Annotated in this window: 14 protein-coding genes and 1 pseudogene; 3 read left to right on the top strand and 12 right to left on the bottom strand. The window is 47.5% G+C overall.

The genetic code is table 11. The annotated features are described in order from the left end of the window. Positions 1-1,227, top strand: a complete 1,227-nt coding sequence (locus WKT12_RS01125; RefSeq protein ID WP_021970077.1) for an acyloxyacyl hydrolase — start codon at positions 1-3, stop codon at positions 1,225-1,227. 89 nt (positions 1,228-1,316) lie between these two features. Continuing rightward, positions 1,317-2,873, top strand: a complete 1,557-nt coding sequence (locus tag WKT12_RS01120) for a sulfatase family protein (RefSeq protein WP_340318534.1) — start codon at positions 1,317-1,319, stop codon at positions 2,871-2,873. Here the strand turns inward: WKT12_RS01120 and WKT12_RS01115 are convergent. The 12 genes and pseudogenes from WKT12_RS01115 to serB all read right to left on the bottom strand — a co-directional run bounded on the left by WKT12_RS01115 (position 2,846) and on the right by serB (position 14,542). Beyond that, positions 2,846-2,998, bottom strand: a complete 153-nt coding sequence (locus WKT12_RS01115) for a hypothetical protein (RefSeq protein WP_340318533.1) — start codon at positions 2,996-2,998, stop codon at positions 2,846-2,848. The genes WKT12_RS01120 and WKT12_RS01115 overlap by 28 nt on opposite strands. Before the next feature lie 146 nt (positions 2,999-3,144). Continuing rightward, positions 3,145-4,737: a fimbrillin family protein gene (locus WKT12_RS01110; protein ID WP_340318532.1), complete on the bottom strand. Its 1,593-nt coding sequence runs from the start codon at positions 4,735-4,737 to the stop codon at positions 3,145-3,147. A gap of 75 nt (positions 4,738-4,812) precedes the next feature. After that, a complete protein-coding gene (locus tag WKT12_RS01105) occupies positions 4,813-5,628 on the bottom strand; it encodes a KilA-N domain-containing protein (protein ID WP_340318531.1) in 816 nt (271 codons plus the stop codon). Positions 5,629-5,817: 189 nt separating this feature from the next. Further along, a complete protein-coding gene (locus WKT12_RS01100; RefSeq protein ID WP_340318530.1) occupies positions 5,818-6,702 on the bottom strand; it encodes a fimbrillin family protein in 885 nt (294 codons plus the stop codon). Between the two features lie 39 nt (positions 6,703-6,741). Beyond that, positions 6,742-7,626 (bottom strand): fimbrillin family protein, encoded by an 885-nt coding sequence (locus WKT12_RS01095; protein ID WP_340318608.1) that lies wholly within the window; start codon positions 7,624-7,626, stop codon positions 6,742-6,744. Between the two features lie 137 nt (positions 7,627-7,763). Continuing rightward, positions 7,764-8,108: a HigA family addiction module antitoxin gene (locus WKT12_RS01090; RefSeq protein ID WP_021970084.1), complete on the bottom strand. Its 345-nt coding sequence runs from the start codon at positions 8,106-8,108 to the stop codon at positions 7,764-7,766. A 10-nt stretch (positions 8,109-8,118) separates the two neighbouring features. Then, on the bottom strand, positions 8,119-8,424 hold the full coding sequence (locus tag WKT12_RS01085; protein WP_340318607.1) for a type II toxin-antitoxin system RelE/ParE family toxin: 306 nt from the start codon (positions 8,422-8,424) through the stop codon (positions 8,119-8,121). Between the two features lie 281 nt (positions 8,425-8,705). Beyond that, positions 8,706-9,593, bottom strand: a complete 888-nt coding sequence (locus WKT12_RS01080) for a FimB/Mfa2 family fimbrial subunit (RefSeq protein WP_340318529.1) — start codon at positions 9,591-9,593, stop codon at positions 8,706-8,708. 70 nt (positions 9,594-9,663) lie between these two features. Then, entirely contained in the window at positions 9,664-10,746 is a 1,083-nt protein-coding gene (locus tag WKT12_RS01075; RefSeq protein WP_445323108.1) for a DUF3575 domain-containing protein, read from the bottom strand. Between the two features lie 200 nt (positions 10,747-10,946). Continuing rightward, positions 10,947-12,032 carry an AraC family transcriptional regulator gene (locus WKT12_RS01070; RefSeq protein ID WP_340318528.1) on the bottom strand — a complete coding sequence of 362 codons (1,086 nt, stop codon included), beginning with the start codon at positions 12,030-12,032 and terminating at the stop codon, positions 10,947-10,949. Between the two features lie 9 nt (positions 12,033-12,041). Continuing rightward, positions 12,042-13,287 (bottom strand): annotated as a pseudogene (locus WKT12_RS01065) (DEAD/DEAH box helicase). Positions 13,288-13,306: 19 nt separating this feature from the next. Further along, complete coding sequence (serB, locus tag WKT12_RS01060; protein ID WP_340318527.1) at positions 13,307-14,542, bottom strand: phosphoserine phosphatase SerB; 1,236 nt, start codon at positions 14,540-14,542, stop codon at positions 13,307-13,309. A 291-nt stretch (positions 14,543-14,833) separates the two neighbouring features. Between serB and WKT12_RS01055 the strand changes: the two genes are divergently transcribed. Further along, positions 14,834-15,328: a thioredoxin family protein gene (locus tag WKT12_RS01055; protein ID WP_340318526.1), complete on the top strand. Its 495-nt coding sequence runs from the start codon at positions 14,834-14,836 to the stop codon at positions 15,326-15,328. Positions 15,329-15,617: the final 289 nt, after the last annotated feature.

Genomic DNA, 15,617 nt, shown 5'->3' with positions numbered 1-15,617 from the left:
ATGAATAGAAAAACGAATAGGCTTATAGCTGTGTGTATGTTTTTATGCTTGTCCGTTTATACCATGGCAAGTAGCAAGGATAGTACAAGTCAGCGATTAGTTCATATAATTGGAGTCGATTTCCGGCCTGCTTATACATTTCCTACCAATGAATTTTTTAAGGGTGCGAATGCTGCACAAACTCCTGTCAGGAAGACTTTCTCGGGACACGTGAAGTATGGATTTAAATTCTCGCCCGATACCTATTGGGGGCGTATTTATCCTTATGCAATACAAGGTATTGGAGTGGGATATAATACCTTTTTCAATTCTTCCGAGATAGGCAATCCACTGGCCGTTTATGCCTTTCAAACATATAGGATTGCCAGCATAACCCCTCGTTTGTCTTTCGACTATGAATGGAACTTTGGGGCTTCTTTCGGATGGAAGAAATATGATGAAGAAACAAATTCCATGAATAATGTAGTTGGCTCGAAAATAAATGCCTATATCAATTTCGGCTTGTTGCTTAACTGGCAGATTGATGCCTGTACTCATTTGCGTGCAGGAGTCGGAGTTACACATTATTCGAATGGGAATACAGGATATCCTAACTCTGGAGTTAATACGATAGGTGGAAGTATTGGAATCATACGTTATTTTGGCAATAAGGAAAAAATGGAATTATACAATAAGGCCTATTATACTGCTTATCGGAACAAGGACACATTTAAGCCCTATGTAAGTTATGATCTTATTATATATGGTGCATTGAAAAAGAAAGGTGTCTTTCCGCCATATAATTCACCGGTACTTGTTCCCGGTTCTTTTGCCGTAGGCGGATTCAACTTTACTCCTATGTATAATTTCAGCAATTATTTTCGCGCGGGACTTTCGCTGGATGCACAATATGATGAAAGCGCGAATTTATCCGATCACGTTGCAAATACAGGTGGGGTAATCGATACGGAAAATATTCGTTTTCATCGTCCCCCATTTAAGGAACAGTTTGCTGTTGGACTTTCGGCCCGGGCCGAAATCGTTATGCCTATCTTTTCAATAAACTTAGGTATTGGACGGAATATTATATGTAAAGGTGCAGATACTAATTCGTTTTATCAGATAATTGCCCTGAAAACGGATATAACCAAGAATTTATTTTTGCATGTCGGGTATCAGCTCTATAAGTTTAAAGATCCGAACAACTTGATGCTGGGAATAGGAGTCAGGCTTAACGCCAAACGATAAGGCTGTTTGAAAATCGCTTTAAAAATTCTTCTGTTCAATAGTTTATCCTTACTTTTGCTTATTAAATGTATAACCAACTTTAAAATACTATGAAAAATTTAATTCTGCCGATAGGTCTTTTGTCACTTTACTCATCGGCTTTTGCACAACAAATGCCTGAGCGTCCTAACGTGTTACTTATTTACGCCGATGATATCGGTTATGGAGATTTAAGTTGTAATGGTACGTCGGCTGTACGTACTCCCAATGTTGAGAAACTGGCTTCCGAAGGAATACGTTTTACAAATGCTCATTGTGCCGCTGCTACAAGTACTCCTTCGCGTTATGCTTTGTTAACCGGTGAGTATGCTTGGCGCAGAGAAGGAACTGGCATTGCAGCAGGAAATGCAGCCATGATTATAACCCCCGAACGTTATACCATTGCTGATATGTTTAAGGATGCGGGATATCAGACAGGGGTAGTAGGAAAATGGCATCTCGGATTGGGGAATGAAACCGGCAAGCAGGACTGGAATGGAGTAGTTAAGCCTAATCCGGCAGATCTTGGTTTCGATTATTCTTATATTATGGCGGCAACTGCTGACCGTACTCCGTGTATCTTTATGGAAAATGGCAGAGGGGTTGGTCTGGACCCTAATGATCCTGTGTATGTAAGTTATACAGAGAATTTTCCCGGTGAACCTACAGGGAAGGATAATCCGGAACTGTTGCGTATGTTTCCTTCGCACGGACACGATCAGTCTATCGTCAATGGTATTTCACGTATCGGATATATGAAAGGTGGAAAGAGTGCTTTATGGCGGGATGAAGACATAGCCGATAGTATAACGGCTCATGCCATCCGTTTTATAGAGAAGAGTCAGCAGTCTAAAGAGCCTTTCTTCCTCTATTTGGCTACAAACGATATTCATGTGCCTCGTGTACCTCATCAGCGTTTTGCCGGTAAGAGTGGGTTAGGCCCTCGGGGGGATGCATTGTTGTCTTTCGACTGGACTGTGGGGCAGGTGATGGAAACATTGAAAAAGCTGAATCTGGATGATAATACGATTGTGATTCTTTCGAGCGACAATGGAGCCGTTATAGATGACGGTTATCAGGATCGGGCAGTAGAGTTATTAGGGGATCATAAGGCCACTGGTGTGTATAGAGGTGGTAAGTATAGCAGTTATGAAGGCGGGACACGTGTCCCATGCATTATACGCTGGAAGGGACAGATTACCCCCGGAGTTTCGGATTATTTGGTTAGTCAGGTTGACTGGTTTGCATCGTTTGCTTCGATGTGTGGAGTCGAGCTTCCGGTAGGGAGTGCACCCGATAGTGAAAATCACTTGAATTCATGGTTTGAATCTAATGCGAAGGGACGTATTTGGACGGTAGAACATAATGTGCAGAATAACTTGTCGATAACGGATGGTGTGTGGAAGTATATTCCTGCGGCAAATGGTCCGGCAATTAATAAACAGACCAATACTGAACTGGGAAATAATCCGACTGAAGATCAGTTGTATAATTTGTTGTCCGATCCGGGTGAACGGATCAATGTGGCAGACGGAAATCAGGAACTTGTCCAAAAAATGCGTAGTGAACTTGTGCGCATCATAGAAAGTGGGCAGCATATTCAGTCCGGATACTTTATTTCGAAATAAGTTTCTTTATATGTAGTCGCCAACGGGCTGTTGGTTTCGTGTTCCAGATTGACGAGAGAAACCAACAGCTTGTTGGGACATTGTTTGCCGATATAACCCACTGGTGGATTCTCCGTGTGTTCCATCACGTCCTCCTTTCTTTATCGAGGTTATACTTCGGTTATCGTTCTTGAAAGTGCGATTTCTCGCCAAGCCCATTGATGCGAGCATCATGGGTCTTCTGGCTTACGAAATCGTTCCGTTACGGGCGGAATTTTTCCCACCCGACGGTTCACTGTTTCTTCAATGTAGGCAATTCTCCAGTGAGTTCGTAACGCCACTCTGAACCTGCACTCTGCAAGGCGGTGTTCATGGCATCAACGGCGTTCTGCCAGGTAACGGTTGTGCCATCCACCTTCGTGGCTCCACCGTTGTCATTGTCGGGGAGGCCGCTCCAGTAGCAGGCGGTCAGGGTACCAGATATGTTGTATCCCACCACGCCGCCGACATTGGAGGTGCCGGAGACGTTGCCCGAGGCGTGGTAGCAGGCGGTCACGGTGCCGTCGTTCCATCCCACCACGCCGCCGACATTGGAGGTGCCGGAGACGTTGCCCGAGGCGTGGTAGCAGGCGGTCACGGTGCCGTTGTTCCATCCCACCACGCCGCCGATATGGAAGGTGCCGGAGACGTTGCCCGAGGCAGTGCAGGCGGTCACGGTGCCGTAGTTGTCTCCCACCACGCTGCCAACACAGTCGCCGCCACCGCCGATCATATACCTGTTGCCGGTTATATTCACGTTTTCCAGCGTCAAGTTCTGCACCGTGCCACCGGAGTCGAGGAAGTCAATCATCCCCACATAGCTTCCATACTGGTTGATAGTCAGCCCCGTGATGGTATGGTTGCCGCCGTCGAAGGTGCCGGTGTATCGGTTCTCGTAGTCTCCTATCGGCGTCCACTCTTTGCCTGTAAGGTCGATGTCGTCGGTCAGGGTGCAGTTCAGCGAGAGGTTGCCCTGTACGGCTTTGTTCCATGCCAGCAGACCGTCGGCGTTGTAAACCTCGTAAGTCCTGCCGTCAGCAGACAGGTTATATCCCTTGTCATAATTCAGCGTGATATTGTAGAACTTGCCCGCCTCAGGGGTGAAGGCGGCGGAGATGTTGCGTTCCTCGGTGCCGTTTGCCCTCAGTTTCTTGATTTCATAGCCGGGCACCACGTTCGCCTCCCAGCAGGTGATGGTTGCACCGTTCTCGGTGTATTCGCACTTCTTCATCTCTATCCAGCCCTCTTGCGAGCCCTGTCCGGTCTTTCCTTTTTCGTAGGTACATAGTGTGTAGGTATAGAGCTGAAGGCTTTGCACCTTGCCGAGTGCATCGTCCGAAGGCGTGATGCGTACCTTCGCCAGAGCGTGGGTGAAGTTCAGCGTGACGGGGTCCGGATATTTGCCCGTGCCCGTACCGCCCAGCAGATAAGCAAGACCTTGGCTCTGGTTGCCGAGGTCGATGGTGCCGTCCGTGGCGGGGTACCAGGCGGTGACGGTGTGGTCGTTGCGGTCGCTCCAGTACAGGGGTGTTTCGGCTCTGACGGTGTGGTCGTCCTGCACGGCGTAGGTGCCGACCTCTTCCTCGCCGTCTATCTGCACGGCGAACCGGTCGCCCGCGTCGAACACGCTGCCCGTGCCGTCCGCAATCTCGCTGACGCGCGTCTGCGGTGCGCCCCAGGGCTGCGCCTCGCCGCCCTCCACGCCAAGGGTGATGCGGGCTATCTCAAGGGGGTATTGTCCTTCGGGCAGACGGTTGCCGTCCGCCAGTTCGTCCGTCGTGCAGGCAGCCGTGGCAAGGAGCAGCGCGGCTGCAGCTGGGTAAGTAAAATTTTTCAATAAGTTCATATCGCTTCTAAGTTTTATGTTTCCAATACTACTTACAAGCATTCTGAACAAAAGAATGATAAGGAAAGAAAATGATTATTTCAGCAACTTCCGGTTTGTGTCTTCCAGAATGCGCATCTGCTGTATGGCTATCCGGTTCAGTTTGACGAGCCGTTCACGCTGGGACAATCCTTCGTTGATGAGCACTGCATTCAGGCTTTCCATGTTCGACAGGCATATCAGTTCGTTTACGCCTGCATAGTCACGGATGTTACCTTTCAAGTCTGGATGGGCATCGCGCCATTCAAGTGCTGTCATACCGAAGAGAGCGACGTTCAGCACGTCAGCCTCGCTGGCATATATGCGGCTTGCCTGCTGTGCCGTCACTTCCGCCGGAATGAGATTTTGCTTGATGGCATCCGTGTGAATGTGGTAGTTTATTTTGGAGAGTTCACGCTTGGCCGACCATCCCAGCAAAGCCTGTTCCTGCTCTTTCAACCTCTGGAACTCCTTGACAAGATACAGCTCGAACTCCACGGAAACCCAGCTGGCAAACTTAAACGCGATGTCGCGCTGCGCATACGTCCCGCCTCCGGCACCGTTTTTCGACAGGATGCCGACAGCCCCGGTCAGTTCCACCCACCTTGAAGGACTCATGGTGAATGCATTGCTGCCCGCTTCTGCTAAAAGGGGGTCGAATTCGACCCCTTTAAACGCAGGGTTGTTCAGTTGCTCCCACAGTCCGAGGTATTCCAGCGTGTTCTTCAGCCGCATCCAGTTCTTCACCACGTCTTTAGGCTCGGTAGGATTTTTCTGGCGGGCGATGTCCGTGATGCAGATATAGTCGATGCCGTTATGCTGCAAGGTCCTGATGGTGGCACCTTTCACCTGGAGGGACGATTTCTTTGCCATAGTATTCTTTTTCTTTTGATTACGTTAACAAAAATAACCTTTTTCCGGCAATAATCATTCTGTTTCCTATACAATCTTTTAAAGAACGCTTGTTTTGTGCTGCCGCCGCCTGCGAAGGCGGCCGTCGCACCATATTGTCTATGGGCAGCTCCGGCTTGACGCTTGCACCGGGGCAGCGGTGTGTGGAACTTACAGCGTAGAGTTTGCATTGAACGAATCTCCGTCTTTCCACGGAGTAATTGTGGGTTCGCTCACCTCGATGTCCTTATTATTGAGCGTGATGTTGTAGGTGTAGGCATAGCCTGCTGCATAGAAATTGGCTGTGGGTGTCTCAGGCAGTTTCAGTGTGGCTTTGTAGCTCTGTCCGTTGTAAGACACGCTCAGGTCAAGAGGAATAGTCACTCCCTGCGGTAGAATGATGACTTGCGAAGCGGTGGCACCGCCCAGCTGCATGGTAATCGGCGAGTTGGCGGCTGCGGTTACGGCAGTCGCGCCGGTAGCCGTGTCGAATGTGCCTTCGTGCTTCAGCCCGCCCAACGTGTAGCTGGCAGGTTCCATTCCGTTGAAAATGATGCCGTCGCCCGCCTTGAAGGTGAACTTGATGAGACTCATGCAGTGTTGGAAGGAGTTGTCTGGGCCGCCTTTGTCGGTTTTGTCGGTGAAGCTCACCTCCGGGTTGCGGGTGTCGCCCGTGGCTCCCGAGGCAAAGAGGAAGTCGATGCCCGTGCCCTGTTTGTCGGCTGCGGTGCTGACGGTCACCGTTCCGCCCTCAGCCTGATACGGATAGTAGGCATGGAAGGTATGGGTTTCGGTGTCGTCAAAATAGATGACCGTACCGTCAGGCACGAACATACCGTACTCTCTCTTGTAGGGCACGTTGGTAAAGCCTGCGCCGGTGACGCCGATGCGGTCACCTTCGGTCCACTCGGTTCCTTCAGAATTGACGCGGGTAGCGGGCGTAATGTCGGCGATAAACTTGGCGGCTACCGGGCCGTCATTCAGGTTCTCGTTGTCGTTGTTACAGGCGGCAAGTGTCAATGCCAGCGCTGCAAAAGCAAAAAATCTTGTCTTCATTCTGTTTATAGTCTTTAATTGTTAATTTGCATGGGGGCGTTACATTTCCGCACTGGCATCGCCACCTTCCACATCATGCCACGGTGAAATTGTGGCTTCGCTGACTTCGAGCTCTTTGTTGCGTACCTTGACGGTATAGGTATAGTTGTTGCCCGCCTGCAGTGCGCCTTCGGGCACGGTGAGTATGGCATGATAATTCTGACTTCTGTAATTCACAGTCAACGGCAGGGATGCAGTTGTCTGCGGGAAGAGGATGACCGATGACGTGAGGTTGCCGTCTGCCAGCTCCATGGTCAGTTCTCCGGTCTGTGTCCCGTCGTCTGCGGTGGCAATGCCGTCGGCCGTGTTGAACGTACCGGTGAGTATCAATCCGTCCAGCGTGTAACGTTCAGGCTTGATCACACTGAAATCCACGCCGTCGCTCGCCTCGAAGGTAAGGGTTATCTGGCTCATGCGGTGGTGGAAGGAGTTGTCTGCACCGCCATCCTTCGTTTTGTTGGTGAAGCTCACCACCGGGCTGTTTTTGTCTCCGGTGGCTCCTGAAGCAAAGAGGAAGTCGATGGCAGGCTGGTTCTGCTGCGCCGTGGCATCGGTCGTGGCTGCGAGGGTGCCTCCCGCCGCGTTGTACGGATAGTAGGCGCGGAAAGTATGGGTCTTTGCATCTTCGATATAGATGACCTTTTCTTCTGCCTCAAATGTTCCGTTCTTCAGGATATAAGGCACGTTGTCGTACCGCGTACCGATGTCGGTGATGCCGATACGGTCGCCGGCGTCCCAGGTAGTTCCGTTGGCGCGGGTGGCGGGGGCGATGTCGGCGATAAACCGGGCGGCCACGGGATCGTCATTGTTCAGAATCTCGTTGTCGTTATTGCAGGCTGCCAGTGCGAGGGCGAGCGCTGCAAGTGCAAGGTGTCTTATCTTCATCATTGCTTATAAGTGTTAGAGTTGTTAATAATCAGTTCTTATAAGCGTTCCTTGGCATAAAGGGAAAAACGAACGTCCCGCCATATTCCACAAAAGGAACATGGCGGGACGGGAAACCTTAGACCTATAAAGCGGTCTTAAAGCATGGCGGCGTGCTTGCGCACCTCCTTGAGCCGCTCCATGAACGATGGGTTGTCGGCAGCCTGCCGCATGTTGTATTTCATCTGCAGACGCATCAGCGAATCTGCCGGTATATTGAGAACCGCCTCGAAGAGCATGGCCGTCTGAGCCGTAACAGGGCGGCGACAGTTAAGAATATCGTTCAGCATCTTGTATGAGATGCCCATCTGCTCTGCCAGCCTGCGCTGCGACAGTTTACGGTACTCAACTTCTTCTTTCAGCACTTCACCCGGGTGAGTAGGATATGCCGCCTTAAGGTTGTTGGCAATCATATTCGGATCTGTTCCTTGTATCTCAATCATAATCTGTCACTTATTTATAATGGTTCGACAAATCTGTTATATTGCATATTGTAGCTATGGTTTCGCCTTCCTTTGTCCGTTCCTCAAACTCGATGCGGTACTGGTCATTGACCCTTACTGACGAAAGTCCAGCCTTGTCGCCTTTCAGCTTCTCATAATTCAGCGAATTATATCTCATAAGCCCTTGTACGTTGGATGTCTCCATCATTACATCGATTACGCGGATATATTTGCGCACCACCTGCGGTTGATAGCGGTGTTTTTTGTCAGTATGTCCTGTAACATACATTTCTTGCAAATATTTTTCGTTGAATATGATTTCTATATGTTCTGGTTAGTCCACGTGGTAAAGATAGTGAAAGGCGAGAGCAAAGTCAAGCGAAAACGCAGTTTTCAGATTGTTCTATGCCGAGGCGACTCATATTTTTTACAAAAAAAGTAAATTATTTGCAATAGTCCACTAATTAAGTGGATTTATTTTGCATGTCTGCCATCAGTTTCCCGTTTTCCCAATATGTCAAAGAACGCGTAAGTAGAGTCAGAGTCCATTTTCCAAATCATAATTGGATCGCCTTCTTAGTTCCATCGCATGACTGTCTACAGATCCGCATCTACGTCTCCACCGTATCTCTGTGTCCAGTCCGTGATTTCGAACGTGGAGAGCTCGGCTTCTTCCGGTGTCTCTACAAGCGTTCCGCCGAGGGTCAGCGATTCGCCCTTTCCGGTGTTGAAGGCCGCGAGAGCTTCCGTAAGGTCGCTTTTCAGCGTGGTGGAGGTCGGGTTGCCGTCAGCATAGCGGATTTCGCCCGTCAGCAACTGTTCCGTGCCGGTCACACCCAGCAGCCGCACCGTGGCTTTCCACTTGCCGGCATCGGCCCCTTCGGTAATCTTTGTGAAGGGCAGCACGACGTTCGAAGCGGCTCCGTAGGTATCGGTAGCGAAGTCGAGTGTCCCGGCTGCACCCGTCAGATGGGCAACAATCTCCGTGATGCGTCCGGCGGCATCACCCGTCGGTTCGACGACAAGCGTCAGCTCGCGCACCTGCTGCTTCATCGCGGCGGTCAGCGGATAGTCCTTGTCTTTCTCGATGCTCAACTGTTCCGTATAGGTGAAGAACCATCCCGGAGCATTGTTCACAAAGGCATCCGTACCTGCTCGGTTTCCCGTGGCGGCGGCAACGGTGGCGGTGGTACCGTTCACCGTGATTCCTTCAGCTGGGTTCCACACCGCGAGTGTGTAGCTGCCCGGAGCAAACAGATGGTCGGGAGCATGGGTGGCGGAAGTCTCCGTATCCGTATAGTCGCCCATGGTGACCGTCCATGTGGCAGGTATGTCGATGCCCTCACCGCGGGCCGACCAGTCGGCTGTCACCGCAATCTTCCCGTAGTCGGGATGCGGCGTGTCATAAAGCGTGTCCTTCACGCAGGAAGAGAGCAGCACGGCGGCTGCCATTCCCATCATATTGATATATTGTCTTGCTTTCATATTCGATTATTCTCCGTTTTTAGAACAACTTACATAAATTGGGCTGCGCCTCGGCATTCTAAAGTAAACTTTAATGCGCTCGGCTTGCACCAATTTTCCATACCAATGTCACACCGGCATTGATGGGTCCCCACCAGTCCTTTGTTTCGTTGCCGCGGCGCACGCGCACACCGTCGATGACTTCATATTTCTCATAGTCTGCATTCAGGTAGCCCAGACCGAGGTTGAAATCAAGATCTAATGCCTTGTTCAGCCGCAGCCGGTAGCCGGCGGTGATGCCGCCACCCATCAGGTCGCCCTGCTTGCCCGTTTCGGAGAGCTTGTAGTTGAACTGTCCTGCCTTGAACATAGCACCCAGATACCAGACTTTCTTCTCGCCCATGTAGTAACGCACTTCCGGAGCCACTTCCCACAGAGCATAGCGGCGGTCTTTGTCGCTCCACGTCCATGAAGTCCACGAGCCGTTTACGGCAATGCCCCACGACGGGCAGATGCGCCATTCAAGTCCTAAATCGGGTGTCAGGGTTGCCCAACGCAGCAGGTTGGCACGCAAGGAGAAATGATAGTCGGTTGTGATTTTGGTTTCCGACGGAGTGTCGTCAAGTGTATTTTGTTGGGCTTCTTCCGCTTTGCGCTGTTCTTCGGCAAGCCGTTCTTGTTCGGCACGCTTCTCGGCTGCCAGACGTTCGGCCTCAGCCTTGCGTCGTGCCTCTGCTTCTGCTTCCGCATCAGATACAGTAGCCTCCCTTACAGGAACCGTCAGGCGCACGGTGACGAAATCGCCCTCTGTCGCATGGTTGCGGGTGATGAAGTTTTCTTCTTTTATTCCTGCGCGTGTAATCAGTTCCGATTTTACACGGTTGGAACGGATTTTCGCCGTAGCCAGATTCTCGGTTTCGCTGCCCAATGACTTGCAATAGCCGTCAACCAGTAGCGGCAGTCTGCTGTCAAGAATGTCCGTTCGGTTGCTTTCGATGCATTTTAGCAGGCGGGCAAGCTCCATGTTATTTCCACTCCATGGCACATAGAACATATCCTTCTGCGGAACGAACCGGAAGGTGTAGGTCGTGTCTGCTTTCTGCTGTGCCATTGTTGGCAATAATAGTGCAAACATTAGTAAAACAGTAGTCATTAACCTTTTTAATAGCATCATAAATTATTGATTTTTAATACAGCTTAGTCAATCTTATTGGACAAAGTAAAATAAAAAAAATTATTAATCCTTGGCTTGGAATAATAAAAAAAATCGTTTTGTCCGTTTGACAAATTTTTGCTGTTTAGGCAACCCGCCGGTTGTCGTTTGAGCTATTTTTTGTTATTTAGGCTATAGGAAGACTGTAAAATTATTTTGTTTCAGAACCTTGATTTCCGCCATTTAGCAGGAGAAATACCTTCTTTTTCTCTAAAGATTCTTATAAAATGGCTTAGAGATAAAAAGCCTGATTTTTCGGATATTTCGGCAATGGTTTGCTCTGGATATTGAATCATCAGACGTTTAGCATATTCAATGCGGTAAGCGGTTATCCAGTCGCGGAAAGACTGATGGTATGCAGTTTTGATATAGTTTGAGAGGTATGTACGATTTGTATGAAGTGTTTCAGCAAGTTCTTTGATAGTGAGACCTTGGCGTATGAAACCATCTTCATCCAACCATTTTTTTATGTTTTCTGCTATATCTGTGTAACAAGAGGGGGATAATGTTTCTTTGTTTTCTGATGTTTCTTCTTCCAATGCACGCTCTATCGGTTCGTAGAACAATAAATAGTTCATATAAGAATGATACAGGTAGATATAAAAAGGAATGGAAGAAAGAATCCATATAAAAATATACCGGTCTGGAAGGAAGGTAAGTATTCCGCAACTTACACCAAAAATGGCAGCCCAGTATGTAAAGATGGAAAGCCAGCGTATGTATGCACCAATATCATCGGCATGGGTGTCGTCGAAAAGTCTGACAGCCCGCCGGTATGCCAGAATTAGACGGCGTGCCAGCCGGATGCCATACGCAAACAGCCATGTTGCCATACATAGAAGTGCGGAGTTCTGTATCGTTCCCTTGGGCAGATAAAACAGTACGCATCCTGCCAGAATTGTAAACAGCACCCATAGCGTTATGTGTTGTATAAAACGTCGGCGCGTGATGTAAAAGCGGTCAAGCAGTGAAGTCAGAGCAGAACTGAAAAGCCAGTAGCATAAAAAGTAGGTAGACAAGTTCATCAGAATGGCTGCATTGTGGCTGGTAAAGCGAATGCCACAGAACAGATGCACTGCATAGTTTGCCGAAAGTACAAGAAGCGCCGTACCCATTGTACGGCGTGAGCGAAGGTAATTTCTGAAAATAGATTTGTCGGGCGTCTGGGCAAAGATAAAATAGAAGCCGAAAAAAATCATTAGCGCCAATGCCGTGCAAAGTGAATATTCATATAACAGGTGGTTCATACAATTGAGTTATGCTTTTTCAGGCTTATTTCCCGGATGTTTTTTATAAGTACGTTTCTTGCTTTTGTTTCTGCCTGCAGAATTTTTTTTGTGAGTTTCCTTCGGTGCGTACTTTGGGGATTCTCCCAGTTCGTAGGGAACAGGTATCTTGTAGATATCTTTCTCCAGAAAATTTTCTATTTGTTTAAATTTGCTTTGTTCTGTTTCGCTGACGAAAGTAATGGCACATCCGTCATTGTTGGCACGTGCAGTACGGCCAATTCTGTGCACATAGTCTTCACTGTCGTTAGGGACGTCGTAATTGATGACCAATCTGATGTCGTCTATATCGATACCACGTGCTACGATGTCGGTTGCTACCAGCATGTTGATACGTCCGTTACGGAATTCATGCATAATGGCATCACGCTGGCTCTGTTCAAGGTCGGAATGCATTTCTCCTACATTCAGGTTCATTCGTTTCAACGATTTAGCGACTTCTTTTACTTTTAACTTGGATGATGCAAAAATGATAACTCGTTCAGGCTTTTGCTGGCTGAACAGGCTTTCTATGATACCTAACTTTTGAGCTTCGTAGCATATATAAGCTGCTTGTATTATTTTTTCGGCCGGCTTTGATACTGCCAGCTTTATTTCTACCGGATTTTGCAGTATCGTTTTTGCAAGTTGCTGTATTTTGGCAGGCATTGTAGCCGAAAACATAATGGTTTGTCGCTCTTTGGGCAGATATTTAACTATTTGCATGATATCATCGGCAAATCCCATGTCCAGCATACGGTCGGCTTCATCAAGAATAAAGAAGGAAACTTTCGATAAATCTACATATCCTAAACTTAAATGGCTGATAAGACGTCCCGGTGTGGCAATAACCACATCTGCCCCCAATGTAAGACCTTTCTTTTCCTGCTCAAAGCGTACTCCATCGTTTCCTCCATAGATGGCTACGCTTGAAACCGGCATAAAATAAGAAAAGCCTTCCATTTGCTGGTCTATCTGTTGTGCCAACTCACGGGTAGGGGACATGATGACGCAATTTATGGCATCGGCCGGATAACCTCCTTTACTCAACTGGTTGATGACAGGTAATAAATAAGCTGCCGTTTTGCCCGTTCCGGTTTGAGCTACACCTATTTAAATCTTTTCCTTCCAAAATGACAGGTATAGTCTGCTCTTGTACCGGAGTACACTCCTGAAAGTTCATGGCATCGAGTGCCTGTAGTACACTATCTTCTAAGTTCAGTTCTGAAAACTTCATATATTGTTTCTCAAATAAATTAACTATTTCCTCGCTCGTCGAGGTATGAATCCTTAAATCCTAAAAAGTATAATACTCCGTCCAGTCCGATGGTGTTTATTGACTGCTTGGCATTGGCCTTCACCTTGGGCTTGGCATGAAACGCAATGCCTAAGCCTGCAACCGAAAGCATTGGCAAGTCATTGGCTCCATCTCCTACAGCAATTGTCTGTGCGATATCCACGTTTTCTACCTGTGCAATAAGCTGTAATAGTTCGGCTTTGCGTTTCCCGTCTACAATATCGCCTACGTAACGTCCGGTAAGCTTGCCATCTACAATTTCCAGATTGTTGGCGTATACATAATCGATGCCGAAACGTTCTTTCAGGTAGTTGCCGAAATATGTAAATCCTCCTGATAAAATGGCTATCTTATATCCGTAACGTTTCAATACATACATCAAGCGTTCTACTCCTTCTGTGATAGGTAAATGTTCGGCAATATCTTTCATGACGCTTTCATCCAGTCCCTTAAGCAGGGCAACACGTTCTTTGAAACTTTCCCGGAAATCTATTTCCCCTCGCATGGCGCGTTCGGTTATTTCCTGTACTTGCTTGCCTACACCTGCACGTTTTGCCAGCTCATCTATGACTTCAGTTTCTATCAGAGTGGAATCCATATCGAAGCAGATCAGCCTTCGCATCCGGCGATACATGGTATCTTTCTGGAATGAAAAATCCATCTCCAGTGTACTGCTCAGCCGCATTAAGTCTCTTTGCAATTCGTCTATATCGTGAGGAGTACCACGAACTGAAAATTCAATGCAGGCACGTACTTTTGCCTTACGCTCGTCTAAGGGAACACGGCCGGTCAAACGTCTGATAGCATCTATATTCAATCCCTGTTCTGCCAGAATCTTAGTTGCTCCAGCTATTTGCTGAGCTGTAAGTTTACGTCCCAATAGTGTCAGAATATAGCGGTTTTTCCCTTGCATGTTTACCCATTCCTCATATTCTTCCCGTGAAATGGGGTAGAAACGGATGTTGATTCCTAATTCCGATGCTTTGAAAAGCAAATCTTTCATGATATTGCCTGAATCTTTTTCACAGCACTTGAAAAGAATGCCTAACGAAAGTGTGCTGTGAATGTCAGCTTGGCCAATATCCATTATGTCTACATCGTATCCCGAAAGAATTTCGGTGATGGAAGCGGTTAACCCCGGACGATCCAGTCCGCTGATACGTATGAGTACGAGTTCAGTAGTTGTTTTATCCATGTATATAATGCTGATATTAATTGCAAATATACTGTTTTCTTGCTTTTCTACCCATAAAGTCACACAGATTTGTGAATTGTCTTAAAAAATGAAAATATAAAAATATGTTGCAAAACATAAAAAGTAGCATCTTTATTAGGCAATGAAAGAAAAAGTAATTATCTTTGCGGCAGATTTCTCAAGATAATGAAGTTTGTTCTTTGTAAAAAGATGTACTTCATCAGGCAATGTTCCGGGTAGAAATCACTGTGAAAGGGCAGTCCCGGATAGTATTAACTAAAATCAAATTACATGATTAAAAGTGTAAAATGGTTTTTTGTTGTATTAATTTTAGGTTCCCTAATCTCTCTGAGCTTTAGCAAGGAGAGCGTTCCAGCAGAGAAACTGAAGCTGGGTGATGAAGCCCCTCAGTTGATGCTTTGCGATTCTGTGCAGTTGCTCAATCTGCACAATGCCCGTGAGGGTTACACTTTATTGAGCTTCTGGGCAAGTTACGATGCGGCGTCCAGAGAAAAAAATGCTGCATTGGCGCATCTGGCAGAAAAATATAGCCAGATAAAGTTGATTTCTGTTTCTTTTGACCGCTATGCATCGGTTTTTAATGCAACGGTAAAGCAGGATGGATTGGCAGAATCCGACTGTTATGTAGAAACAGATGGTTCCGATTCGGAGATTTTCCGGGCGTACGACCTGGGGCGTGGCTTTAAGAATTATCTGATAAACAGCCGCGGTATAATTGTGGCTAAGAACGTTACCACAGCCGAATTGGCTTCTTTCCTGAATTGATTTCGGGTAGGAAGGTGGAGGTAGAAAATTTTTGAATACAACAAAAAGCAAAAAGTTGCCCTCTGTACGGATTTTCCGGGAGTGGGCAACTTCTTTTTTACTATCAAATCTTATCGTATATAGTGAATTTTTCCTTCTATATTCAGTTATTGCCTTTATTAAAGATTTTTATTAGGGCTTTTTACCCTTCACGCCCTTCACACAAGAGTCAGTAGAAGGTCTGGATGTGAAGATTATATTTCAGGCATATAATGTACGAGGAAAATGTGAGCCCCATAGCATTATATGC

The sequence above is a fragment of the Phocaeicola sp. HCN-6420 genome (genome assembly GCF_037890145.1).
In the GTDB taxonomy this organism is placed as follows: Bacteria; Bacteroidota; Bacteroidia; order Bacteroidales; family Bacteroidaceae; genus Phocaeicola.
This window is presented reverse-complemented; position numbering and strand designations above follow the sequence as displayed.

Bases quoted from the DNA above. Each gene is read 5' to 3' on its own strand.
- WKT12_RS01125 (WP_021970077.1), top strand. From the start codon at position 1: ATGAATAGAAAAACGAATAGGCTTATAGCTGTGTGTATGTTTTTATGC.
- WKT12_RS01120 (WP_340318534.1), top strand. From the start codon at position 1,317: ATGAAAAATTTAATTCTGCCGATAGGTCTTTTGTCACTTTACTCATCG.
- WKT12_RS01115 (WP_340318533.1), bottom strand. From the start codon at position 2,998: ATGGAACACACGGAGAATCCACCAGTGGGTTATATCGGCAAACAATGT.
- WKT12_RS01110 (WP_340318532.1), bottom strand. From the start codon at position 4,737: ATGAACTTATTGAAAAATTTTACTTACCCAGCTGCAGCCGCGCTGCTC.
- WKT12_RS01105 (WP_340318531.1), bottom strand. From the start codon at position 5,628: ATGGCAAAGAAATCGTCCCTCCAGGTGAAAGGTGCCACCATCAGGACC.
- WKT12_RS01100 (WP_340318530.1), bottom strand. From the start codon at position 6,702: ATGAAGACAAGATTTTTTGCTTTTGCAGCGCTGGCATTGACACTTGCC.
- WKT12_RS01095 (WP_340318608.1), bottom strand. From the start codon at position 7,626: ATGAAGATAAGACACCTTGCACTTGCAGCGCTCGCCCTCGCACTGGCA.
- WKT12_RS01090 (WP_021970084.1), bottom strand. From the start codon at position 8,108: ATGATTGAGATACAAGGAACAGATCCGAATATGATTGCCAACAACCTT.
- WKT12_RS01080 (WP_340318529.1), bottom strand. From the start codon at position 9,593: ATGAAAGCAAGACAATATATCAATATGATGGGAATGGCAGCCGCCGTG.
- WKT12_RS01075 (WP_445323108.1), bottom strand. From the start codon at position 10,746: ATGATGCTATTAAAAAGGTTAATGACTACTGTTTTACTAATGTTTGCA.
- WKT12_RS01070 (WP_340318528.1), bottom strand. From the start codon at position 12,032: ATGAACCACCTGTTATATGAATATTCACTTTGCACGGCATTGGCGCTA.
- serB (WP_340318527.1), bottom strand. From the start codon at position 14,542: ATGGATAAAACAACTACTGAACTCGTACTCATACGTATCAGCGGACTG.
- WKT12_RS01055 (WP_340318526.1), top strand. From the start codon at position 14,834: ATGATTAAAAGTGTAAAATGGTTTTTTGTTGTATTAATTTTAGGTTCC.